Genomic DNA, 23,318 nt, shown 5'->3' with positions numbered 1-23,318 from the left:
ACGACAGTTGGAAACGCAAAGTATATCGACGGGGTGTCCGGACGATCCGGGTATCGACGGGGCCGAGCAGCGCACGCTGGCGGTGCCGGTGGAGTGGCACGGACAGCGCATCGACCGGGCGCTGGCGGCGCTGGTGCCGGAGTTTTCCCGCAGCCACCTGCAGCAGCTGCTGCTGGAGGGCGCGGTGCGCTGGCGCGGACAGCCCGTGGCCAAGGTGTCGGCCCGGGTGCAGGCGGGTGATTCGATCGACATCGAGCTGCGTCCCACGGCCCAGGCCAGCGCCTTCCTGCCCGAGCCCATGGCGCTGGACGTGGTGCACGAGGACGAACACCTGCTGGTCATCCACAAGCCGGCCGGCCTGGTGGTGCACCCGGCCGCCGGCCACTGGAGCGGCACCCTGCTCAACGGGCTGCTGGCCTACCACCGGGGCGCGGCCGACCTGCCGCGGGCCGGCATCGTGCACCGCCTGGACAAGGACACCTCGGGCCTGATGCTGGTGGGCAAGACCCGCGTGGCGGTGGACGCCCTGGTGCGGGCCATCGCGGCGCGCGAGGTGAGCCGCCAGTACCTGGCCCTGGCCCATGGCGCCTGGCGCGGTGCCAGCCCGCTGGACGTGGACCGGCCCATCGGGCGCGACCCGCAGCACCGGCTGCGCATGGCGGTGGTGGCCGGCGGCAAGCCGGCCCGCACCACGGTGGTCCGCCTCGACTCCCGGGACGATGCCTGCCTGGTGGCCTGCCGGCTGCACACCGGGCGCACGCACCAGATCCGGGTGCACATGGCGTCGCTGGGTCACACCCTGGTGGGCGATGCGGTGTACGGCGGCCGACCCGCGTTCGGCCTGCAGCGGCAGGCGCTGCACGCGGCCTCGCTGGGGCTGGCGCACCCGGTGCATGGCGGCTGGCTGAGCTTCTGGTCGCCACCCCCGGCGGACCTGGCGCAGGCCTTGTCGGACAGCGGCCTCCGCTACAATCCGCCCATTCCCGGACAACCCCTGCTGGCTGACCTGGCCGACTGACCGGCCCCCTCGCCACCGCAGCGCATCCCGTCCGCTGACCCGCTCCGGCCCTCCGGCAGCCCCCCTCCCTCCGGCCCGCAGCCGGACCTTGACCGAGCGACACCATGAACACCACGGATGCCCTGCGTGTCCTTGAGACGGCCTTGATCTGTGCCACGCAGCCACTGACCGTGCGTGAGCTGGGCACGCTGTTCGATGGCGAGATCGCCCCCGACACCCTCAAGTCCATGCTGGCCGACCTGCAGCTGCAGTGGACCGGCCGTGGTGTGGAGCTGGTGCAGGTGGCCAGCGGCTGGCGCTTCCAGAGCCGGCCCGAGCTGCGGCCCTTCCTGGACCGGCTGCATCCCGAGAAGCCGCCCAAGTACTCCCGCGCCGCCATGGAAACGCTGGCCATCATTGCCTACCGGCAGCCGGTGACCCGCGGCGACATGGAAGACATCCGGGGGGTCACGATCAATTCCATGATCCTCAAGCAGCTGGAAGACCGGGGCTGGATCGAGGTGATCGGCCACCGCGAGACGGTGGGTCGGCCGGCCCTGTTTGCCACCACGCGCCAGTTCCTCGACGACCTGGGTCTGGCGTCGCTGGACCAGCTGCCTCCGCTGGAGGCCAGCGAAGTGCAGGAATCCGCACTCGACCGCCTCGATTTCGATGCGCTGTCCCAGCGCTTGCCCGACGAAGCCCTGGACGACGCGCCTGTGGCCGACCTGCTGACCGAATCCGCCGACACCGGCGCCGAAGATCCCACCAAGGAAACCCATGACGACGCCGGACACACCCCGCCCAACGACGGCTGAGGCCGCGCCGGCCGACGAGTCGGCACTGAAGTTCGACGACGTCATCAGCGGCGCCTTCGATGCCGAGCAGGAGGCCGAGCCCGCCGCACCCACCAAGCGGGTGCTGGCGCCCCAGGCCGAATCGCCCAAGCTGCACAAGGTGCTGGCCCAGGCCGGCATGGGTTCGCGGCTGGAGATGGAGCAGCTGATCCTGGAAGGCCGCATCTCGGTCAACGGCGAGCCCGCCCATGTGGGCCAGCGCATCCAGTGGGGCGACGTCATCAAGGTCAACGGCAAGCCGGTCCGGGTGCGCATGACGCCGCCGCCGCCGCGCGTGCTGGCCTACCACAAGCCGGCCGGCGAGGTGGTGTCGCACGACGATCCCCAGAACCGGCCCACCGTGTTCCGCCGCCTGCCGCGCCTGCAGACCGGCAAGTGGCAGTCGGTCGGCCGCCTGGACCTCAACACCGAGGGCCTGCTGCTGCTCACCAGCTCCGGCGAGCTGGCCAACCGGTTGATGCATCCCCGCTTCGGCCTGCAGCGCGAGTACGCGGTGCGGGTGCTGGGTGCCCTGTCCAACGAAGAAAAGCAGCGCCTGCTCGACGGCGTCAACCTGGACGACGGTCCGGCGCAGTTCGCCTCCATCGAGGACGGCGGTGGCGAAGGCGCCAACTGCTGGTACCGCGTCACCATCGCCGAAGGCCGCAACCGCGAGGTGCGCCGCATGTTCGAAGCCGTGGGCCACGCGGTCAGCCGGCTCATCCGCATCCGCTACGGCGCCATGATGCTGCCGCGCGGCCTCAAGCGCGGCGCCTGGATCGAACTGGACGAACGCGACATTGCGCGCCTGACCGCCGCCGCCGGCATGGTGCCGGCTGCAGAGCCGGCCCGTGGCCCGCGCCCCGGCGCCTCGCGCGGCAGCCCGTCGCGTGGCGGCCAGCGCACCGGCCGCGGCCCGTCGCGACCGACCCTGGCGTCGCCCGAGCCGGCACCGGCCGGGCGCAAGCCCCGGGGATCGGCGCCCGGTGCGGGCCGCCAGGGTGCTGCCCAGCCCGACCCCATGAAGACCTCGCTGGGCTACATCGGCCACGACGCCGTGGCCCGCAAGCGCCAGCAGGACGCCGGCCGCGGCAAGGGCGCCCAGCCCGGCCGTGGCGGCCAGGGCGGCGGCAAGCGCCGTGGGCCGGGTCGCTGAGACGCCCTGGCCCTGTTGAGGGCGGTGTGACGCGATGTAGAATCGCGGGCTCTGCGCCAACCGGTGCAAATCGTTGAATTTCCTTCAAAACTTCAGGTATCAGGATTCCCCATGGCCATCGAACGCACCCTCTCGATCATCAAGCCCGACGCCGTCGCCAAGAACGTGATCGGCCAGATTTACGCCCGCTTCGAGGCCGCCGGCCTGAAGATCGTGGCCGCCAAGATGGTCCACCTCTCGCGCGGCGAAGCCGAGCAGTTCTATGCCGTGCACAAGGCCCGCCCGTTCTTCAAGGACCTGGTGGACTTCATGGTCTCCGGCCCGGTGATGATCCAGGCCCTGGAAGGCGAGGGCGCCATCGCCAAGAACCGTGACCTGATGGGCGCCACCGATCCCAAGAAGGCCGCTCCCGGCACCATCCGCGCCGACTTCGCCGACAGCATCGACGCCAACGCCGTGCACGGCTCCGACGCTCCCGAAACCGCTGCCCAGGAAGTGGCCTTCTTCTTCCCCGGCATGAACGTCTACTCGCGCTGATCCGCGCGCAGACCATGGTGTCATGACGGTCAATCTGCTCGACTTCGATCTCGACGGGTTGACCGCCTTTTGCGAGCAGCTGGGCGAAAAGCGTTTCCGCGCCGTCCAGTTGTTCCGCTGGATTCACCAGAAGGGTGAATCCGATCCCTCCCGTATGACCGACCTCGCGAAGAGCCTTCGCGAAAAGCTGCCCTCGGCAGCCGCGGTCAAGACCCTCCCCGTGCTCTCCCGCCAGGACTCCGCCGACGGCACCATCAAGTGGCTGTTCGATGTGGGCGACGGCAATGCGGTGGAGACGGTGTTCATCCCCGAAGACGATCGCGGCACGCTGTGCGTGTCGTCCCAGGCCGGCTGCGCCGTGGGCTGCCGCTTCTGTTCCACCGGCCACCAGGGCTTCTCGCGCAACCTCACCACCGGCGAGATCCTGGCCCAGCTGTGGCAGGCCGAGTTCTTCCTGCGCCAGCACCTGAAATCGGCCGAACGCGTGATCACCAACGTGGTCATGATGGGCATGGGCGAGCCGCTGCAGAACTACCACGCGCTGGTGCCGGCGCTCAAGGTCATGCTGGACGACCATGCCTATGGCCTGTCGCGCCGCCGGGTCACGGTGTCCACGTCGGGTGTGGTGCCCATGATCGACCGGCTGGCCACCGACGTGCCGGTGGCGCTGGCGGTGTCGCTGCACGCGCCCAACGACGCGCTGCGCGACTCGCTGGTGCCCCTGAACCGCAAATACCCGCTGGCCGAGCTGCTGGATGCCTGCCTGCGCTACCTGCCGGCCGCGCCGCGCGACTTCATCACCTTCGAGTACTGCATGCTCGATGGCGTCAACGACACGCCCGAACATGCCCGCGAACTGCTGGAACTGCTGCGGGGGCATGGTGAACGGGGTGTGCCCTGCAAGATCAATCTGATACCGTTCAATCCGTTCCCGGATTCGGGCCTGCGCTGTTCCCCGCGCGCCGTGGTGCAGCAGTTCGCCCGCATCCTGAGCGACGGTGGTCTGGTGACCACGGTCCGCAAGACCCGGGGCGACGACATCGATGCGGCCTGTGGTCAGCTCGCCGGTGACGTGCTGGATCGGACCGATGCGGCACGGCGTCTGGCCCGCATGCGCACCGAAACCACCGCCCCGATCCGCATCGTCCGACCCGGCAGTTGATTTGAAAAGACAGGCATGACCCACAGCACACGCGGCTTTTCCCTTCCCCTCCGACCCGTCCTGCTGCTGGGCAGCATCGGCCTGGCCCTGCTGGCGGGCTGCGCCCAGAATCCTTCGGGCATCCCGGCGGCCAGCACCAGCTCGGTCGAGCCGGTCACCGCGTCCGACGAACCCGCTGCCCGCCGCCGCGCCCGCATCCGGCTCGAACTGGCGGCCAGCTACTTCGGCCAGGGGCAGGACACGGTGGCGCTGGACGAGATCAAGCAGTCCCTGCTGGCCGACCCGACCTATGCCGACGCCCATGCCCTGCGGGGCCTGGTCTACTCCCGCATGAACGAGCTCGGCCTGGCCGAAGCCAGTTTCCAGCGGGCGCTGCAGCTCAATCCGCGCGATCCGAACGTGGCGCACAACTACGGCGTGTTCCTGTGCGACCAGCGCCGTTACCCCGCCGCCACCGAGATGTTCAGCCGGGCCATGGCCAGCCCCACCTACGGCGGCCGTGCCCAGACGCTGCTCGCCCAGGGGGTGTGCCAGCTGCGTGCCGGTCAGCCGCAGGAGGCCGAGGTCAGCCTGGCGCGCTCGTACGAACTCGACCCGGGCAACCCGATCGCGGCCTACAACCTGGCGTCCCTGCTGTACCGCCGGGGCGAGCTGCAGCGGTCCCAGTTCATCATCCGCCGCGTGAACAACTCCGAGCTGGCCAACGCCGAGACCCTGTGGCTGGGCATCAAGGTGGAGCGCAAGCTGTCCAACCTGGACGCAGCCCGCCAGCTGGCCCAGCAGCTGTCGCGCCGGTATCCGGAGTCCACGCAATGGGCGGCCTACCAGAGGGGTGCATTCGATGAGTGATACGCAACAGCCGGGTGACGTTGCCGCCAGCCCGTTGCTGCTGAAACAGGCCCGCGAAGCGGCCGGCCTGCACGTGGCCGCGCTGGCCGCCGCGCTTAAGGTGCCGGTGCGCAAGCTGGAGGACCTGGAAGCCGGCCGCTACGACCAGCTGCCGGACATGACTTTTGCCCGGGCGCTGGCGTCCAGCGCCTGCCGCCACCTGCGGATCGATCCGGCACCGGTGCTGGCGCAGCTGCCGGCGGCAGCCAGGCCGGTGCTGGGCCTGTCGGGTACCGCCCTGAACGCGCCGTTCCAGGGCAGCGCCGACCCGGTGCCGTTCAACCCGGCGGGCTGGCTGTCCCGGCCGGCCGTGCTGGCGGCCATCGCGCTGCTGTTGGGGGCCCTGGTGATCGTCTTCCTGCCCAAGGCCGACGAGCCGGCAGCGGTGTGGGGCGAGCCCGCCGGCAACGGAGCGGCCAGCGCGCCCGCGGCGGCGGTGCAGCCCGCCGTGGCCGATCCGGCCGCCGCACCCGCTGAGCCGACCCCGGCCGCACCCACGCCCGGCACGCCGGCTCCCGCCGAGCCTGCAGCGCCCACGCCGCCGTCGGTGGTCACCACTCCGGCCACCACCCCTGCCACCACCCCGGCGGCCGTGCCCGCTGCGCCCGTCGCCGAAAGCCCGCCGCCTCAGCCGGCGTCGCCTGCGGCCGGCGTGCTGTCGGTGGCGGCACGCGGCGAGACCTGGATCGAAGTCACCACCCCGGCCGGCGAGACCGTGGTGCGCCGCCTGCTGACCGCTGGCGAGTCGATGGAAGTCAACCGCGCGCCGCCGTACAACGTGGTGATCGGCCGCGCCGAGGTGGCCCGCGTCACGCTGCGGGGTCAGGCGTTCGATCTGCCGCCGCCGTCGCCCAATGGCGTGGCCCGTTTCGAGGTGAAGTGAACATGTCCGACCAAGCCTGCGAGCCCATCGCGCTGTTCCAGCCCCCGGTGCGCCGCACCCGCCAGGGCGTGGTCCGCTGGGGCGACCATGTGGTGACCGTGGGTGGCGACGCGCCGGTGCGCGTGCAGTCCATGACCAACACCGACACGGCCGACGCCATCGGCACGGCCATCCAGGTCAAGGAACTGGCCCAGGCCGGCTCGGAGCTGGTGCGCATCACCGTCAACAACGACGAGGCCGCCAGGGCGGTGCCGCACATCCGCGAACAGCTCGACCGCATGGGCGTTCCGGTGCCCCTGATCGGCGACTTCCACTACAACGGCCACCGCCTGCTGACCGACCACCCGGCCTGCGCCGAGGCGTTGTCCAAATACCGCATCAACCCGGGCAACGTGGGCCGGGGCGACAAGGGCGACCGGCAGTTTGCCCAGATGGTCGAGATCGCCGCCCGGCATGACAAACCCATCCGCATCGGCGTGAACTGGGGCAGCCTCGACCAGGACCTGCTGGCCCGGCTCATGGACGAGAACGCCGGCCGTGCGCAGCCCTGGGACGCCCGCCAGGTGATGTACGAGGCGCTCATCACCTCGGCCATCACCTCGGCCCGCCGGGCCGAAGAGATCGGCCTGCGGGGCGACCAGATCGTGCTGTCGTGCAAGGTGAGTGCGGTGCAGGACCTGATCTCGGTGTACCAGGCGCTGGCGCAGCGCTGCGACTACGCGCTGCACCTGGGCCTGACCGAGGCCGGCATGGGCACCAAGGGGGCTGTGGCTTCCACGGCGGCGCTGTCGGTGCTGCTGCAGCAGGGCATCGGCGACACCATCCGCATCTCGCTCACCCCGCAGCCGGGCGAGTCGCGCACCCAGGAGGTGGTGGTGGGTCTGGAGATCCTGCAGGCCCTCGGTCTGCGCACCTTCGTGCCGGCCGTCACGGCCTGCCCGGGCTGTGGCCGCACCACCAGCACCACCTTTCAGGAGCTGGCCAAGCAGATCGACGACTACCTGCGGGCCTCCATGCCGGTCTGGCGTGAGCGCTATCCGGGCGTGGAGAACCTCAAGGTGGCCGTGATGGGCTGCATCGTGAACGGCCCCGGCGAGAGCAAGCATGCCGACATCGGCATCAGCCTGCCCGGAACCGGCGAAGCGCCGGCCGCCCCCGTCTTCATCGACGGCCAGAAAGCCCTGACCCTGCGCGGCGAGGGCATCGCCCGCGAATTCCAGACCATCGTCGACAACTACATCCAGAAACGCTTCGGCGCGGCTGCCTGAGGCCCGACCGGACACCGACCTTTCCCCATGGCCGAGAAACTGACCGCCGTCAAAGGCATGAACGACATCGCCCCTCCCCAGTCTGCGCACTGGGAGTGGCTCGAAGACCAGCTGCGCAGCCTGATGGCCCGCTACGGCTACCGGAACCTGCGCACCCCCATCGTCGAACCCACCGCGCTGTTCGTGCGCGGTCTGGGCGAGGTGACCGACATCGTCGAGAAGGAGATGTACTCCTTCGAGGACAAGCTCAATGGCGAGCACCTGACCCTGCGGCCGGAAAACACCGCTGGCGTGGTGCGTGCCGCGCTGGAACACAACCTGCTGTACGACGGCCCCAAGCGCCTGTACTACATGGGCCCCATGTTCCGCCACGAGCGCCCGCAGCGGGGCCGCTACCGCCAGTTCCACCAGTTCGGCGCCGAGGCGCTGGGCTTTGCCGGCCCCGATGTGGATGCCGAGCTGATCATCATGGCCAGCGACCTGTGGGCCGCCCTGGGTCTGGAGGGCATCGCTCTGGAGATCAACAGCCTGGGCCAGCCGGCCGAGCGGCTGGCGCACCGCCAGGCCTTGATCGCCTACCTCGAAGCCCACGCCGAGCAGCTGGACGAGGACGCGAAACGCCGCCTGCACAGCAACCCGCTGCGCATCCTGGACACCAAGAACCCGGCCATGCAGGCCCTGGTCAATGCCGCTCCCCGGCTGATGGACCACCTGGGTGCCGAATCCCTGGCGCATTTCGAGCGGCTGAAATCGCTGCTGGATGCCCATGGCGTGACCTACACCGTCAACCCGCGTCTGGTGCGCGGCATGGACTACTACAACCTGTCGGTGTTCGAGTTCGTCACCACCCAGCTCGGCTCGCAGGGCACGGTGTGCGCCGGTGGCCGCTACGACGGCCTGTTCGAGCAGATCGGCGGCAAGGCAGCCCCGGCCGTGGGCTGGGCGCTGGGCATGGAGCGCATCCTGGAGCTGCTCAAGGAGCAGGGGCGACTGCCCGAAGCCCCGGTGCCCGATGTGTACGCCGTGGTGCCGGATGCCGCCGCCATGGACCAGGTGATGCCGGTGCTGCGCGCCCTGCGCCAGCGCGGGTGCCGGGTGCAGATGCACGCGGCCGGCGCCGAGGGCATGGGCAGCATGAAGTCGCAGTTCAAGAAGGCCGATGGCAGCGGTGCCCGCATGGCACTGATTTTTGGCGAGCAGGAGCTCGCCCAGGGTCAGGTGGCGGTCAAGCCGCTGCGGGGCGAGCGCACCGAAGGCGGTCAGCAGCTGATGGCCTTGTCCGATGTGGATGCGCTGGCCGCCGAACTTCGACGCTGACGCCCACGGGCCGCCGGCCGGCCCACCTACAATGCCGCGTCCGGCCGCCCTGGCGCGCCACCCGACGATTTCCCGTTTTTCCCCAACCCCGCTTCCATGGCCAAACACCTCGACCTCGAAGAGCAGGAACAGCTCGACCAGATCAAACACTTCTGGTCCAAGTACGGCAACGCCATCACCTGGGTGCTCATCGTGGTGCTCGGCGGCTTTGCCGCCTGGAACGGCTGGAACTGGTGGCAGCGCAGCCAGTCGGCCAAGGCCTCGGCCCTGCACGCCGAGATCGAGCGCGCCGCCCAGGCCAAGGATGCCGCCCGCCTGGACGCCGCGCTGGCCGACATGCAGTCGCGCTTCAAGAGCACCGCTTTCGCGGGCCAGGCCACGCTGCTGGCCGCCAAGGCCCGGTTCGAGGCCGGGCAGGTCGACCAGGCCCGTGCCGCCCTGGACTGGCTGGTGAGCAACAGCAAGGACGAGGCCTACCGCTCCGTCGCCCGTCTGCGACTGGCCGGCATCGACATCGACGCGGGTCAGTTCGATGCGGCCCTGCGCACGCTGGAAGCACCGTTCCCCGCCGCGTTCGACGCCATGGCGGCCGATCGCCGTGGCGACGCCCTGCTGGCCAAGGGTGACGCCGCCGGCGCCAAGGCCCAGTTCGAGAAGGCCTGGGCCGGGTTCAGCGCCGACACCGAATACCGCCGTCTGGTCGAGGTCAAGCTGGCCTCGCTGGGTGTCGACAAATCCCCGACCGCCAGCCAGGAAGGCCGCTCTTCATGATGCCGATGACCCGTCTGCAACGCCCCCTCCGGCTGTGTGCCGGCCTGCTGGCAGCCGCCGTGCTGGCGGCCTGTTCATCCAGCCCCAAGGCACCGGAGCCGGCCCCGCTGGCCCCGGTGGCGGCCCTCATGAGCACCCGTCTGGCCTGGAATGTCCAGGTGGGGCAGGGCAGCGAGACGCTGCAGCCGCTGGTGGCGGCTGGCCGCGTGTTCGCGGCGTCATCCGGCGGCACGGTGCTGGCGGTGGACGCCGGCACGGGCAACGTGGTCTGGCGGGTGTCCCTCGACCAGCCGCTGTCGGCCGGTGTGGGCAGCGACGGCACCACCGCTGCCGTGATCAACCGCGACAACCAGCTGATCGCCCTGCGCGACGGGCGCGAGATCTGGCGCGTGCGCCTGCTGACCCGCTCCTTCACGGCACCCCTGGTGGCCGGCCAGCGGGTGTTCGTGCTGGGTGCCGACCGCTCGGTGAGCGGCTTCGATGCGGCCAACGGTGCGCGCCTGTGGTCCCAGACCCGCAGCGGCGACCCGCTGGTGCTGAGCCAGCCGGGCACGCTCACGGCCGTGGGCGACACGCTGGTGGCCGGCCTGTCGGGTCGCCTGGCCGGTCTCAATCCCGACAACGGCGCGGTCCGCTGGGAAGTGCCGGTGGCCACCGGCCGGGGCACCAACGAGGTGGAGCGCCTGGTCGACATCCTGGGCCCGGCCAGCCGCATCGGCAGCAGCATCTGCGTGCGCGCCTACAGCGCGGCCGTGGGTTGTGTGGACGCCGACCGCGGCAGCGTGGTCTGGACCCGCCAGACCTCCGGCGTGACCGGTGTCCATGGCGATGACCGCCAGATCTACGGCAGCGATGCCGAAGGCCGCCTGCAGGCCTTCAACCGCGCCACCGGCCAGCCCGCCTGGACCGTGGACCGCCTGCGCTGGCGCAAGCTGTCGGCCCCGCTGGCCCTGGGCCGTGTGGTGGCCTTCGGCGACAACTCGGGCCTGGTGCACCTGGTGTCGCGCGAAGACGGCAGCGAGATGACCCGCCTGACCACCGATGGCTCGCCCATCGTGGTGGCGCCTGTTCTGGCCGGCGATGCGCTGGTGGTCCAGACCCGCAACGGCGGGCTGTACGCCTGGCGTCCCCAGTAAGCCATTCCGTTCCCTGCATGTCCGTCAAACCTGTCATCGCCCTGGTGGGCCGTCCCAACGTCGGCAAGTCCACCCTGTTCAACCGGTTGACGGCATCGCGCGATGCCATCGTGGCCGACTACGCCGGCCTCACCCGTGACCGCCACTACGGCAATGGCCGTGTGGGGCGGCGCGAGTACATCGTCATCGACACCGGCGGTTTCGAGCCGGATGCCGGCGAGGGCAGCATCTACCGTGAAATGGCCAAGCAGACCCGGCAGGCCGTGGCCGAGTCGGACGTGGTCATCTTCGTGGTGGACGCCCGCGCCGGCCTGAGCGCCCAGGACCACGAGATCGCCCAGTACCTGCGCCGGCTGGGCAAGCCCTGCGTGCTGGTGGCCAACAAGGCCGAAGGCATGACCCAGGGTCTGCAGCTGGTGGAGTTCTTCGAGCTGGGCCTGGGCGAGGTGCTGCCGGTGTCCGGCGCCCACGGCCAGGGCGTGCGTTCCATGCTGGAGCAGGCGCTGGAGGCCATTCCCGGCCTGCCGCCCGAAGACGAGGAAGAACCCGAGGTCGACACCCAGGTCATCCGTCTGGCGGTGGCAGGGCGCCCCAATGTGGGCAAGTCCACCCTGATCAATGCCTGGCTCGGCGAGGAGCGGCTGGTCGCCTTCGACATGCCGGGCACCACGCGCGATGCCATCACCGTGCCGTTCGAGCGCCAGGGCCAGAAATACGAGCTGGTGGACACGGCCGGCATCCGCAAGAAGGGCAAGGTGTTCGAGGCCATCGAGAAGTTCTCGGTCGTCAAGACGCTGCAGGCCATCGAGAACGCCCATGTGGTGCTGCTGCTGCTGGACGCCACCCAGGGCGTGACCGACCAGGACGCCCACATCGCCGGCTACATCCTCGAGAGCGGCCGCGCCGTGGTGCTGGCCATCAACAAATGGGATGCGGTCGATGCCTACCAGCGGGAGCAGATCGAACGCCAGGTGGAGAACCGGCTGTCCTTCCTCAAGTTTGCGTCCCTGCACCTGATCTCCGCGGCCAGGCGCCAGGGGCTGGGGCCGGTCTGGAAGTCGATCGCCCAGGCGCACGCTTCGGCCATGCGCAAGATGCCCACCCCGCAGCTCACCCGGCTGCTGCAGGAGGCCGTGGCCTTCCAGGCGCCGCAGCGCAGCGGCATGTTCCGTCCCAAGATGCGGTATGCCCACCAGGGCGGCATGAACCCCCCGGTGATCGTGATCCACGGCAACTCCCTGGAGCACGTGCCCGATGTCTACAAGCGATTCCTGGAGGGCCGCTTCCGCAAGGCCTTCGACCTGGTGGGAACGCCGCTGCGCATCGAGTTCAAGACCTCGGCCAATCCCTACAAGGACGACTGATTAACCCCTGTCCGCCCGGGGCAGGGTGGTATGGTATGTTCCGCCATCCAACAACCTGAACACGGAGCATATCGTGAGCAACAACAAAGGCCAGCTCTTGCAAGATCCCTTCCTGAACCAGCTGCGTCGGGAACATGTGCCGGTGTCCATCTACCTGGTCAACGGCATCAAGCTGCAGGGGCAGATCGAATCCTTCGACCAGTACGTCGTGCTCCTGCGCAACACCGTGACGCAGATGGTCTACAAGCACGCCATCTCCACCATCGTGCCGGGCCGCCCGGTGCAGTTCTCGGTCGGTCATGCCGACGAGCCTGCGGCGTCCTGATCGGCCTGCCAGCCTTCGGGGCCCGCGCCAACCAGTGCCGGGCCGGTAGCGCCCGGCGCGTTACCCCAGTTCCGCATTGAGTTCCTCCCCCACCCGCCCTGACAGCGCGCCCTCGGTCGTGCTGGTCGGGGTCGACTTCAACACCCCCCATTTCGACAGCGGTCTGATCGAGCTGGGCCTGCTGGCCCAGACCGCCGGCTACACCGTGGCCGAGCGCATCACCTGCAAGCGCCGAGCGCCCGATCCAGCCCTTTTCGTGGGCTCCGGCAAGGCCGACGAGATCGCTCTGGTGGCACAGACCACCGGTGCCGCCGAGGTGCTGTTCGACCAGGCCTTGAGTCCGGCGCAGCAGCGCAACCTGGAGCGCCATCTGGGCCGCCCGGTGAACGACCGCACCCTGCTGATCCTGGAGATCTTTGCCCAGCGCGCGCGCAGCCACGAAGGCAAGCTGCAGGTCGAGCTGGCGCGCCTGCAGTACCTGTCCACCCGGCTGGTGCGGCGCTGGTCGCACCTGGAGCGCCAGAGCGGCGGCATCGGCATGCGCGGTGGCCCGGGCGAGACCCAGATCGAGCTCGACCGCCGCATGATCGGCGAGGCCATCAAGCGCACCCGTGACCGGCTCGACAAGGTCAAGAAGCAGCGGGCCACCCAGCGCCGCCAGCGCGAGCGTCGCGACGCCTTCAACATCTCGCTGGTGGGTTACACCAACGCCGGCAAGAGTTCGCTCTTCAACGCGCTGGTCAAGGCCCGCACCTATGCCGCCGACCAGCTGTTCGCCACCCTGGACACCACCACCCGACAGCTCTACCTGGGCGATGCGGGCCGTTCGGTCTCGCTGTCCGACACGGTGGGTTTCATCCGCGATCTGCCCCACGGCCTGGTGGATGCCTTTGCGGCCACGCTCAAGGAGGCGGTGGACGCCGACCTGCTGCTGCACGTGGTCGATGCCTCCAACCCCGACCACCCGGAGCAGATTGCCTCGGTGCAGTCGGTGCTGCACGACATCGGGGCGGATCAGGTGCCGCAGGTGCTGGTCTTCAACAAGGTGGATGCGCTGCCCCCGGAGCGCCGGCCGCTGCAGGCGGTGGACACCACCGAGGTCGACGGCCAGACCGTGCCCCGCGTTCACCTGAGCACCCATTCGGGGGAGGGCCTGCCGGCGTTGCGGGCCCTGCTGGCCGAGCGCGCGGTCCAGGCGCTGGGCCCGCATGACCCCACAAGTCCTCACGCGTTGCCCGATTCCGGGAACCTCTCCGGCTGATTGGGCACAATGTCGTTTTACGTTGAAAAGAGCAGCCACCCCATGGATGTGAATATGCAAGGCCAGGCCAACCCCGACGTTCCCCGCCGCCGGCCCCGCCGACTGCAGGACTGGCTCCGCCGGTTCGGCATGTTCAACCTCAACGATCCCCGCTGGGGCCGTGGCGACGACCAGAACAATGCGTCGGGCAACGAGGGCGGCGATCGCCCCGACCAGCGCCAGCCCCGCGGCCAGGGGCCCAACCAGGGCCCGCCGGACCTGGACGAGCTCTGGCGCGACTTCAACCGCAAGCTCGGCGGGCTGCTGGGCGGCAACAAGGGCCGGGGCGGTGGCTTCGGCAATGGCGGCAACGGGGGGCAGGGTGGCTCGGGTCAGGGTTTCAACCCCAACCCCAAGGCGGCTGGCATCGGTGTGGGCCTGATCGGTGGCGTGGCCTTGCTCATCTGGCTGGGCACCGGCTTCTTCATCGTGCAGGAAGGCCAGCAGGCGGTCATCACCCAGTTCGGCCGTTACCACAGCACCGTGGGTGCCGGCTTCAACTGGCGCCTGCCGTTCCCGGTGCAGCGCCATGAAACCGTGTTCGTCACCCAGATCCGCTCGGTCGATGTGGGCCGCGACAACGTGGTGCCGGCCACCGGCCTGCGCGAGTCGGCCATGCTGACGGCCGACGAGAACATCGTCGAGATCAAGTTCGCGGTGCAGTACCGCCTGAACGACGCCCGCGCCTTCCTGTTCGAGAGCCGCGACCCCGATCTGGCCGTGGTCAAGGCGGCCGAGACGGCGGTGCGCGAGGTGGTGGGCAACATGCGCATGGACGCGGCCCTGGCCGAAGAGCGCGACCAGATCGCGCCCCGCGTGCGCACCCTCATGCAGAACATCCTCGACCGCTACAAGGTGGGCATCGAGGTGGTGGGCATCAACCTGCAGCAGGGCGGCGTGCGTCCGCCCGAGCAGGTGCAGGCGTCCTTCGACGACGTGCTCAAGGCCGGCCAGGAGCGCGAGCGCGCCAAGAACGAGGCCGAGGCCTACGCCAACGATGTGGTGCCGCGTGCCCGGGGTACCGCGTCGCGCCTGATCGAGGAGGCCGAAGGCTACCGCGCCCGCATCGTGGCGCAGGCCGAGGGTGACTCGCAGCGCTTCCGCTCGGTGCTGGCCGAGTACCAGAAGGCCCCGCAGGTCACGCGTGAACGCATGTACACCGACGCCATGCGCGACATCTACGCCAACGTCACCAAGATCCTGGTGGACTCCCGTCAGGGCTCCAACCTGCTGTACCTGCCGCTGGACAAGCTGATGCAGGCGGCCGCGCAGCAAGGCACCGGCAGCAGCCCCTCCGCCATGCCGCAGCCGCCGGTGAGTGCGCCGGTCGCGCCGTCGCCGCGCAGCACCGACAACGCTGCCCGCTCCCGCGAGCGCGAGTCGCGCTGATCACCGAACCCACGAGGCAAGAGCTACAACATGAACAAACTGGGTTTCATCGTCACTTCCTTCATCGTGGCCCTGGCCATTGCCAGTTCCATGCTGTTCGTGGTCGACCAGCGTCAGTTCGGCGTGGTCTTCCAGCTCGGTCAGATCAAGCAGGTTGTCACCGAACCGGGGCTGAACTTCAAGCTGCCGCCGCCGTTCCAGAACGTGTCCTACATCGACAAGCGCCTGCTCACGCTGGAAAGCGCCGACACCGATCCCATGCTGACGGCCGAGAAGCAGCGCGTGGTGATCGACTGGTATGTGCGCTGGCGCATCAGCGATCCGCAGGCCTACATCCGCAACGTGGGCGTGAACGAGCGCGCGGGCGCCCAGCAGCTCAACCGCGTGGTCCGCAACTCGTTCCAGCAGGAGATCAACCGACGCACGCTGCGCGAGCTGCTCTCCAGCCGCCGCGACGAGCTGATGGAATCGGTCAAGCGCGAGGTGCTGTCGGCCGTGAACAGCGCCAACCAGCCCTGGGGCATGGACGTGGTGGACGTGCGCATCACCCGCGTCGATTACGCCGAGAGCATCACCGCGTCGGTCTACCAGCGCATGGAGGCCGAGCGCAAGCGGGTGGCCAACGAACTGCGGTCCACCGGTTTTGCCGAAGGCGAGAAGATCCGCGCCGACGCCGACCGCCAGCGCGAAGTGATCGTGTCCGAGGCCTACCGCGATGCCCAGCGCATCAAGGGTGAGGGCGATGCCAAGGCCGCCGCAGCGTTCTCCTCGGCGTTCGGTCAGGACCCGGCGTTTGCCCAGTTCTACCGCAGCCTGGAGGCCTACCGAGCCAGCTTCAACGGCAAGGGCGACCTGATGGTGGTCGATCCCTCGTCCGATTTCTTCAAGGGCATGCGCAGCAGCAACGTCGCGCCGGCCCGCTGATCTTCTTCCCCACCAGCCCGCTGGTCCGGCGGGCTGGCCCGTCCGGGCCGGTAGAATCGCGTTTTTAACAGCGCCCGATACTTCCATGTCCGCCTGGGTCCTACCGGATCACATCGCCGATGTCCTGCCTTCCGAGGCGCGCCACATCGAAGAACTCCGCCGCAGCCTGCTGGACACCGCCCGTGGCTACGGTTACGAGCTGGTGATGCCGCCGCTGATCGAGCACCTGGAGTCCCTCCTCACCGGCACCGGCGAAGCGCTGGACCTGCACACCTTCAAGCTGGTCGACCAGCTCTCGGGCCGCACCCTGGGCCTGCGGGCCGACAGCACGCCGCAGGTGGCCCGCATCGATGCCCACCTGCTCAACCGCCAGGGCGTGGCCCGCCTGAGCTACTGCGGCCCGGTGGTGCACACCCGCATCGACCGGCCTCTCGCCAGCCGCGAGCCGCTGCAGTTTGGCGCCGAGATCTATGGCCATGCCGGCCTGGAAGCCGATCTGGAGGTCATCGAACTGGCCCATGCCTGCCTGCGGGCAGCCGGCGTCGGGCCGCTGCTGCTGGACCTGGCCGACGTGCGCGTGATCGACGCGGTGCTGGCGCCGGTGTCGCTGTCATCGGCGCGCATTGCGGACATCCACGCCGCCCTGACCGCCAAGGACGTTCCGGCCCTGCAGCAGCTGGCTGAAGGCCTGCCCGAATCCGTGGGGCGCGACCTGGCCTTGCTGCCCGGCCTGTTCGGTGATGCATCGGTCCTTCAACGGGCCCGCGCCCAGCTCACGCCGTCGCCCGCTTTGCATGCGGCCCTGGACAGCCTGGACTGGCTGTGCCGCCATGTCACCGGCATGGAGGTGAGCGTGGATCTGGCCGATCTGCGCGGCTATGCCTACTACACCGGCATGCGGTTCGCGCTGTTTGCCCGCAGCGGCGCGGCCACCGATCTGGTCCGTGGCGGTCGCTACGACGAGGTGGGTGCCGTGTTCGGTCGCAAGCGGCCGGCCGTGGGCTTCAGCCTGGACCTCAAGGAACTGGTGGCTGCCGTCCAGCCGCGCCCGCTGGTGGCCGCCATCCGCGCGCCCTGGGGCATGGACGCCGGCCTGCGCGAAGCCGTGGCCCGCCTGAGGGCCGAAGGACACACGGTGGTCTGTGCCTTGCCGGGGCACGATCACCAGGTCGATGAATTCCATTGCGATCGGGAGCTGGTGCCGGATGCGGCCCGCCCCGGCGCCTGGACCGTACGCCAACTCTGAACGGAAATCTGGACATGACGAACAAAGGCAGCGCCGCAACGCCCGGGCGCAACGTAGTGGTGGTCGGCACCCAGTGGGGTGACGAAGGCAAGGGCAAGCTGGTCGACTGGCTGACCGAGACCGCGCAGGGCGTGGTGCGGTTCCAGGGCGGTCACAACGCCGGCCACACCCTGGTCATCAATGGCGTCAAGACCGCACTGCACCTCATCCCCAGCGGCATCATGCGTGCCGGCGTCAAGTGCTACATCGGCAACGGCGTGGTGCTGTCGGTGACCAAGCTGTTCGAGGAGATCGCGGGTCTGGAGAAAGCCGGCGTCGAGGTGCGTTCCCGCCTGCGGGTGAGCGAAGGCTGCCCGCTGATCCTGCCGTTCCATGCCGCCATCGACATCGCCCGCGAGGCCGCCAAGGTCAAGGCCGGTACCGAGAAGATCGGCACCACCGGCCGTGGCATCGGCCCGGCGTACGAAGACAAGATCGCCCGCCGCGCCCTGCGCGTGCAGGACCTCAAGTACCCCGAACGATTCGCCACCAAGCTGCGTGAGCTGCTGGACCTGCACAACCATGTGCTGACCAGCTACCTGCACTCGGCCGACTTCCCCTGGGACGACAAGATCGCGCCCTACATGAAGGACGGCGCCATCCAGTTCGAGCCGGTGTATGCCGAGGCCATGCAGCAGGCCGAGCTGCTCAAGCCCATGATCGCCGACGTCTCGCGCGAGCTGAACGAGGCCCACAAGGCCGGCGTGAACCTGCTGTTCGAAGGCGCCCAAGGCACGCTGCTGGACATCGACCACGGCACCTATCCCTTCGTGACCTCCAGCAACTGCGTGGCCGGCAACGCCGCGGCCGGTGCCGGCGTGGGGCCGCAACTGCTGCACTACGTGCTGGGCATCACCAAGGCGTACTGCACCCGTGTGGGTGGCGGTCCGTTCCCCACCGAACTGGAGTGGGAAAAGGAAGGCACGCCGGGCTGGCACATGTCCACCGTGGGTGCCGAGAAGGGTGTCACCACCGGCCGCTCGCGCCGCTGCGGCTGGTTCGATGCCGCGCTGCTCAAGCGCTCGGCCCAGGTCAACGGCCTCTCGGGCCTGTGCATCACCAAGCTGGACGTGCTGGACGGCCTGCCGGAGCTCAAGCTGTGCACCGGCTACAAGCTCGACGGCGAGGTGATCGACATCCTGCCCATGGGGGCCGACGACATCGCCCGCTGCGAACCCATCTACGAAACCCTGCCGGGCTGGACCGAGTCGTCGGTGGGCGTGACCCGCTACGAAGATCTGCCGGCCAACGCGCGCCGCTACCTGGAACGCATCCAGGCCACCACCGGCGTGCCGATCCATGTGGTGTCCACCAGCCCGGACCGCGACCACACCATCCTGCTGCACCACCCGTACCACGGCTGAGCCGCGCCGATCCGCCCCACAGGAGCCCGCATGCTGACCGAAGACGGCAAACACCTCTACGTCTCCTACGACGAGTACCACAACCTGATCGAGAAGCTGGCCATCAAGGTGCACCAGTCGGGCTGGCAGTTCGACACCATCCTGTGCCTGGCGCGGGGCGGCATGCGCCCGGGGGACATCCTCTCGCGCATCTTCGAGAAGCCCCTGGCCATCATGTCCACCAGCTCCTACCGGGCCGCCGCCGGCACCCTGCAGGGCAATCTGGACATTGCCCGCTACATCACCACGCCCAAGGGCGAGATCGCCGGGCGCGTGCTGCTGGTGGACGATCTGGCCGATTCGGGCCACACGCTCAATGCGGTGATCGGTCTGCTCAAGAACAACTACCCGCCCATCACCGAACTGCGCAGCGCGGTGATCTGGACCAAGCAGGTGTCCACCTTCACGCCCGATTACTCGGTGGAATACCTGCCCACCAATCCCTGGATCCACCAGCCCTTCGAGAGCTACGACACCATCCGGCCGGAGCAGCTGCTGGCCAAGTGGAAAGTCTGAGGGTTCCGGCCGCATGAGCGACGCGCTGCCCACCCGCCTGATCCACCACCCCTACACACCGCCCGAGGGCTTCGAGGCGGTGCAGCCCGGGGTGCACAAGGCCTCCACGGTGTTCTTCGCCGATGTGCAGGCGCTGCGCACCAACGACTGGAAGGACAAGTCCGGCTACACCTATGGCCTGCACGGCACGCCCACCAGCTTCACGCTGGAAGAACGGCTGGCCACCCTGGAGGGAGGCCGCTACTGCGTGCTGGCCCCCAGCGGCCTGTCGGCGCTCACGCTGGTGGACATGGCTTTCCTGCGCCAGGGCGACGAGCTGCTCATCCCCGACAACGCCTACGGTCCCGGCAAGGCATTTGCCGCCGGCGAGCTGGCCGCCTGGGGCATTGCCCACCGCTTCTACGATCCCATGGACCCGGCCGATCTGGCCGCGCGCATCACGCCGGCCACCCGGCTGGTGTGGTTCGAGGCGCCGGGTTCGGTCTCGATGGAGTTTCCGGACCTGCCGGCCCTGAGCGCCGTGGTGCAGCAGGCCAATGCAGGGCGCGAGCGGCCCATCGTGCGCGCGCTGGACAACACCTGGGGTGCCGGCATCGCCTTCAACGCCTTCGAGCTGGGCATGGACGTGTCCATGCAGGCCCTCACCAAATACCCCAGCGGCGGTGCCGACGTGCTCATGGGGTCGGTCATCACCCGCGATGAAGCCCTGCACCGCCAGGTGCTGCTGACCCACATGCGGCTGGGCCTGGGGGTGGGGGCGAACGACATCGAGCTGGTGCTGCGCGGTCTGCCCAGCATCGAGCTGCGTTACCGAGCCCAGGATGCTGCCACCCGGCAGCTGGCGCAGTGGATGCAGGGCCAACCCGGCGTGAGCCGCGTGCTGCACCCCGCCTTGACCGGTTCACCCGGGCACGAGGCCTGGCAGCGCGATGCCCGGGGCGCCGCCTGCCTGTTCAGCGCGGTGTTCGATCCGTCCATTTCCCAGCAGCGCATCGACGCCTTCTGCAACGGCCTGCGCCTGTTCCGCCTGGGCTGGAGCTGGGCCGGTCCGGTGAGCCTGTGCGCCCCCTACCAGATGACCATGATGCGGACCCAGGGTTGGCCGCACGGCGGGGGTCTGGTACGCTTTGCCGTCGGCCTGGAAGCGGTGGAAGACCTGCAGGCCGATCTGGCCCAGGCGCTGCCGCTGCTGCTGACCTGATTCCTTCCCACCTAGCCTGAAAGACCGCATTGGCCACACCGAACTACGGATACGAGAAGCGCCAGCGCGAGCTGGCCAAAAAGCAGAAGAAGGAAGAAAAGCTCAAGGCCAAGGCGGCCCGCAAGCACGAGCCCGGCCACGAGGGCGAGGACGGCCAGCCTGATCAGGACGCCGCCGATCCGTCCTCCGCCGAACCCTCGCGGGACTGAATCCCTCAGCCCGGCAGGCCCAGCAGCTCACGGGCCGCCGCCTGCATGCTGGCGCCGGAGCGGTCGGCCAGCGTCTGAACCCTGGCCTGTCCGTACTGCACGAAGTTGCGCCGGATCGATGCGGCGTACATCGGGTCGTAGTGCTGCAGCAGCAGCTCCAGCACCACCTCGGGTGTGTGTCCCGCGCGCACCCGGTCCACCCAGCCGCTCACCACCTCGCGCCCGCGCAGCCCGGTGAGCGCCTGCAGCCGCTGGCAGAAGTGCTCCGGGTCCTGGACGAAGAAGTCGTAGTCTTCCAGCAGCAGGGCCACGCGCTCGGCATCGGACAGCTGCAGGTCGATGCAGGAGCTGGCCCGCATGGCGTCCATCAGGGCGTCGGGCACCCGCAGGTTGCCCACCTTCTTGCTCTCGCTCTCCACGAACACCGGGCGCCCCGGGTCGAACCCCTTGAGGCTGGACCACAGCAGCGAGTCGAAGCGCTTCTGGCTCGGCTGCGGCTGGCCCGGCAGATGGCCCAGGACCGAGCTGCGGTGGCAGGCCAGGCCTTCCAGATCGAGCACCTGCGCGCCCTCGGCGGCCAGGGCATGCAGCAGGCGCGTCTTGCCGCTGCCGGTGGGGCCGCAAACCACGCGGTAGCTCAGGGTTGGGGCGAGCCGGTCGAGGTCTTCCACCAGCGCGGCGCGCCAGGCCTTGTAGCCGCCCTCGATCAGCGTGACCTGGAAGCCGATGGCCCCCAGGATGGTGGCCAGCGCGCCGCTGCGGTTGCCGCCCCGCCAGCAGTACACCAGCGGACGCCAGCCCTTGGGCTTGTCCATCACCTCGCGTTCGATGTGCGCCGCGATGTTGCGGGCCGAGAGTGCCGCACCGCGCTTCTTGGCCTCGAAGGGGTTGACCTGCTTGTACAGCGTGCCGATCTCGATGCGCTGCGCGTTGTCCAGCGTGGGCCAGTTGACCGCGCCGGGCACATGGTCGAGGGCGTGCTCGTCTTCGGAGCGGGCGTCGATGATGGTGTCGAAGTCGGCCAGGCGGGGCAGGGCCTCGGTGGCGGGCAGGGTCTGAACGGGCATCCCGGGATTATCGACGGGGGATCAGAGGCCTCAGCGCAGGCCACACGTTGCCCAGCATGATGGGCTGCGCCGACTCGTTGGGGTGGATGCGGTCGGCCTGGAACAGCCGGGTCGGGTCGGGCAGATCGGCCACGCCCGCCAGGAAAAAGGGCACCAGGGCGGATTTCTGGGCATCGGCCACCGCCTTGTAGAGCTGCCGGAACTCGGCCGCGTAACGGGCGCCGTAGTTGGGCGGCATCTCCATGCCCAGCAGCAGTACGCGGGCGCCGGCCTCGCGCGCGGCCCGGGCCATGGCGTCGAGGTTGTCGCGGGTCATGTCCAGCGGCAGGCCGCGCAGGGCGTCGTTGCCGCCGAGCTCGATCACCACCACGGCCGGGCTGTGCTGCTTCAGCAGGGCCGGCAGCCGCGAACGGCCCCCCGAGGTGGTGTCCCCGCTGATGCTGGCATTGACCACCCGGGCCTGAACTTTTTCGGCCTGCAGCCGCTCCTGCAACAGGGCGACCCAGCCCTTGCCCCGCTGCAGGCCATATTCGGCGCTCAGCGAGTCGCCCACCACCAGCACCACCGGGGCGGCGGCGGGTGGCGTCTGGGCCTGGGCCGGGAGACCGCCCGCGCACAAGGCCAGCAGCAGGGCGCTACAGTGGCGGCGGTTCAAACTGTGGCGATTCAAACGGGAAAGAGCGTTCATGTCCGAAGTGATGATTGCGGTGCAGCATGTGTTCAAGACGGTCACCGATTCGACCGGCACGCTGACCATTCTGCGGGATATCGATTTCACCCTCGCCCGGGGCGAGACGGCGGCCATCGTCGGCGCGTCCGGCTCGGGCAAGAGCACCTTGCTCTCGATCATTGCCGGTTTGGATACCCCGAGCAGCGGAACGGTTCACATGGCCGGCACCGACCTGTTCGCCCTGACCGAAGACCAGCGGGCTGCCTTCCGTGCGGCGCACCTGGGCTTCGTGTTCCAGAGCTTCCAGCTGCTGGCCAACCTGACCGCGCTGGAGAACGTGATGCTGCCGCTGGAGCTGGCCGGCCGGCGCGATGCCCGTGCGGCCGCCGGGCGCATGCTCGAGCGCGTGGGCCTGGGCCAGCGGCTGGCGAGCTATCCCAAGGTGCTGTCGGGCGGCGAGCAGCAGCGGGTGGCGCTGGCCCGGGCCTTCGTCATGAACCCGGCCGTGCTGCTGGCCGACGAACCCACCGGCAGCCTGGACTTCGCCACCGGCCAGACCATCATGGAGCTGATGTTCGACCTCAACCGCGAGCAGGGCACCACGCTGGTGATGGTGACGCACGACCGCAGCATCGCCGAGCGTTGCGAGCGGCGCATCACGATTGCCGCGGGCGAGGTGGCGGAGATCGCGGTTTCGGCCGGCTGAGCCGGGGG

The 23,318-nt window shown here is 69.4% G+C and carries 24 protein-coding genes; 22 read left to right on the top strand and 2 right to left on the bottom strand.

The window, feature by feature from the left end:
* Positions 1 to 7 precede the first annotated feature (7 nt).
* The 21 genes from WD026_RS04555 to WD026_RS04455 all read left to right on the top strand — a co-directional run bounded on the left by WD026_RS04555 (position 8) and on the right by WD026_RS04455 (position 20,867).
* Positions 8 to 1,018: an RluA family pseudouridine synthase gene (locus WD026_RS04555; protein WP_425722454.1), complete on the top strand. Its 1,011-nt coding sequence runs from the start codon at positions 8 to 10 to the stop codon at positions 1,016 to 1,018.
* A 104-nt stretch (positions 1,019 to 1,122) separates the two neighbouring features.
* A complete protein-coding gene (gene scpB, locus WD026_RS04550; protein WP_425722453.1) occupies positions 1,123 to 1,815 on the top strand; it encodes an SMC-Scp complex subunit ScpB in 693 nt (230 codons plus the stop codon).
* On the top strand, positions 1,760 to 2,989 hold the full coding sequence (locus tag WD026_RS04545; RefSeq protein WP_425723202.1) for a pseudouridine synthase: 1,230 nt from the start codon (positions 1,760 to 1,762) through the stop codon (positions 2,987 to 2,989). The genes scpB and WD026_RS04545 overlap by 56 nt, the downstream gene beginning before the upstream one ends.
* Before the next feature lie 111 nt (positions 2,990 to 3,100).
* Positions 3,101 to 3,526, top strand: a complete 426-nt coding sequence (gene ndk / locus WD026_RS04540) for a nucleoside-diphosphate kinase (RefSeq protein WP_086119589.1) — start codon at positions 3,101 to 3,103, stop codon at positions 3,524 to 3,526.
* A gap of 22 nt (positions 3,527 to 3,548) precedes the next feature.
* A complete protein-coding gene (rlmN, locus tag WD026_RS04535) occupies positions 3,549 to 4,688 on the top strand; it encodes a 23S rRNA (adenine(2503)-C(2))-methyltransferase RlmN (protein WP_425722452.1) in 1,140 nt (379 codons plus the stop codon).
* A gap of 15 nt (positions 4,689 to 4,703) precedes the next feature.
* Positions 4,704 to 5,537 (top strand): type IV pilus biogenesis/stability protein PilW, encoded by an 834-nt coding sequence (gene pilW, locus WD026_RS04530; protein ID WP_425722451.1) that lies wholly within the window; start codon positions 4,704 to 4,706, stop codon positions 5,535 to 5,537.
* Entirely contained in the window at positions 5,530 to 6,459 is a 930-nt protein-coding gene (locus tag WD026_RS04525; RefSeq protein ID WP_425722450.1) for a helix-turn-helix domain-containing protein, read from the top strand. The genes pilW and WD026_RS04525 overlap by 8 nt, the downstream gene beginning before the upstream one ends.
* Positions 6,460 to 6,461: 2 nt before the next feature.
* Positions 6,462 to 7,727 (top strand): flavodoxin-dependent (E)-4-hydroxy-3-methylbut-2-enyl-diphosphate synthase, encoded by a 1,266-nt coding sequence (gene ispG, locus WD026_RS04520; RefSeq protein WP_425722449.1) that lies wholly within the window; start codon positions 6,462 to 6,464, stop codon positions 7,725 to 7,727.
* A gap of 27 nt (positions 7,728 to 7,754) precedes the next feature.
* Positions 7,755 to 9,044, top strand: a complete 1,290-nt coding sequence (gene hisS / locus WD026_RS04515) for a histidine--tRNA ligase (RefSeq protein ID WP_425722448.1) — start codon at positions 7,755 to 7,757, stop codon at positions 9,042 to 9,044.
* 96 nt (positions 9,045 to 9,140) lie between these two features.
* The gene (locus WD026_RS04510; RefSeq protein WP_425722447.1) at positions 9,141 to 9,815 is read left to right on the top strand and encodes a YfgM family protein; all 675 of its coding nucleotides are present in this window, start codon (positions 9,141 to 9,143) and stop codon (positions 9,813 to 9,815) included.
* Positions 9,816 to 9,820: 5 nt separating this feature from the next.
* Positions 9,821 to 10,951, top strand: coding sequence for an outer membrane protein assembly factor BamB (gene bamB, locus WD026_RS04505; protein ID WP_425722446.1), 1,131 nt, complete (start codon positions 9,821 to 9,823; stop codon positions 10,949 to 10,951).
* A 17-nt stretch (positions 10,952 to 10,968) separates the two neighbouring features.
* Positions 10,969 to 12,315, top strand: a complete 1,347-nt coding sequence (gene der / locus WD026_RS04500; protein ID WP_425722445.1) for a ribosome biogenesis GTPase Der — start codon at positions 10,969 to 10,971, stop codon at positions 12,313 to 12,315.
* A gap of 55 nt (positions 12,316 to 12,370) precedes the next feature.
* Complete coding sequence (gene hfq / locus WD026_RS04495) at positions 12,371 to 12,640, top strand: RNA chaperone Hfq (protein ID WP_425723201.1); 270 nt, start codon at positions 12,371 to 12,373, stop codon at positions 12,638 to 12,640.
* Between the two features lie 76 nt (positions 12,641 to 12,716).
* Positions 12,717 to 13,901 carry a GTPase HflX gene (gene hflX, locus WD026_RS04490; protein WP_425722444.1) on the top strand — a complete coding sequence of 395 codons (1,185 nt, stop codon included), beginning with the start codon at positions 12,717 to 12,719 and terminating at the stop codon, positions 13,899 to 13,901.
* A 42-nt stretch (positions 13,902 to 13,943) separates the two neighbouring features.
* Positions 13,944 to 15,329, top strand: a complete 1,386-nt coding sequence (hflK, locus tag WD026_RS04485) for an FtsH protease activity modulator HflK (RefSeq protein WP_425722443.1) — start codon at positions 13,944 to 13,946, stop codon at positions 15,327 to 15,329.
* A gap of 30 nt (positions 15,330 to 15,359) precedes the next feature.
* The gene (gene hflC, locus WD026_RS04480; RefSeq protein WP_425722442.1) at positions 15,360 to 16,253 is read left to right on the top strand and encodes a protease modulator HflC; all 894 of its coding nucleotides are present in this window, start codon (positions 15,360 to 15,362) and stop codon (positions 16,251 to 16,253) included.
* Positions 16,254 to 16,338: 85 nt separating this feature from the next.
* Positions 16,339 to 17,499, top strand: a complete 1,161-nt coding sequence (locus tag WD026_RS04475; protein ID WP_425722441.1) for an ATP phosphoribosyltransferase regulatory subunit — start codon at positions 16,339 to 16,341, stop codon at positions 17,497 to 17,499.
* 14 nt (positions 17,500 to 17,513) lie between these two features.
* The gene (locus tag WD026_RS04470; protein WP_425722440.1) at positions 17,514 to 18,902 is read left to right on the top strand and encodes an adenylosuccinate synthase; all 1,389 of its coding nucleotides are present in this window, start codon (positions 17,514 to 17,516) and stop codon (positions 18,900 to 18,902) included.
* Between the two features lie 30 nt (positions 18,903 to 18,932).
* Positions 18,933 to 19,457 (top strand): phosphoribosyltransferase, encoded by a 525-nt coding sequence (locus WD026_RS04465; protein WP_425722439.1) that lies wholly within the window; start codon positions 18,933 to 18,935, stop codon positions 19,455 to 19,457.
* 13 nt (positions 19,458 to 19,470) lie between these two features.
* A complete protein-coding gene (locus WD026_RS04460) occupies positions 19,471 to 20,658 on the top strand; it encodes a PLP-dependent transferase (protein WP_425722438.1) in 1,188 nt (395 codons plus the stop codon).
* 29 nt (positions 20,659 to 20,687) lie between these two features.
* On the top strand, positions 20,688 to 20,867 hold the full coding sequence (locus WD026_RS04455) for a hypothetical protein (RefSeq protein WP_425722437.1): 180 nt from the start codon (positions 20,688 to 20,690) through the stop codon (positions 20,865 to 20,867).
* 5 nt (positions 20,868 to 20,872) lie between these two features.
* Here WD026_RS04455 and mnmH read toward each other — a convergent pair whose 3' ends face one another.
* Together mnmH and WD026_RS04445 are read right to left on the bottom strand one after the other, a co-directional pair.
* The gene (gene mnmH / locus WD026_RS04450; protein ID WP_425722436.1) at positions 20,873 to 21,934 is read right to left on the bottom strand and encodes a tRNA 2-selenouridine(34) synthase MnmH; all 1,062 of its coding nucleotides are present in this window, start codon (positions 21,932 to 21,934) and stop codon (positions 20,873 to 20,875) included.
* Positions 21,935 to 21,941: 7 nt separating this feature from the next.
* Positions 21,942 to 22,622, bottom strand: coding sequence for an arylesterase (locus tag WD026_RS04445; RefSeq protein WP_425722435.1), 681 nt, complete (start codon positions 22,620 to 22,622; stop codon positions 21,942 to 21,944).
* Between WD026_RS04445 and WD026_RS04440 the strand changes: the two genes are divergently transcribed.
* Entirely contained in the window at positions 22,621 to 23,310 is a 690-nt protein-coding gene (locus tag WD026_RS04440) for an ABC transporter ATP-binding protein (protein WP_425722434.1), read from the top strand. The two genes, WD026_RS04445 and WD026_RS04440, sit on opposite strands and share 2 nt — an antisense overlap.
* Positions 23,311 to 23,318 lie beyond the last annotated feature (8 nt).

It is taken from the genome of Hydrogenophaga sp. R2, from assembly GCF_049843595.1.
Lineage (GTDB): Bacteria > Pseudomonadota > Gammaproteobacteria > Burkholderiales > Burkholderiaceae_C > Hydrogenophaga.
The sequence above is the reverse complement of the archived record's forward strand: the minus strand, read 5'-3'. Positions and strand labels throughout refer to the sequence as shown.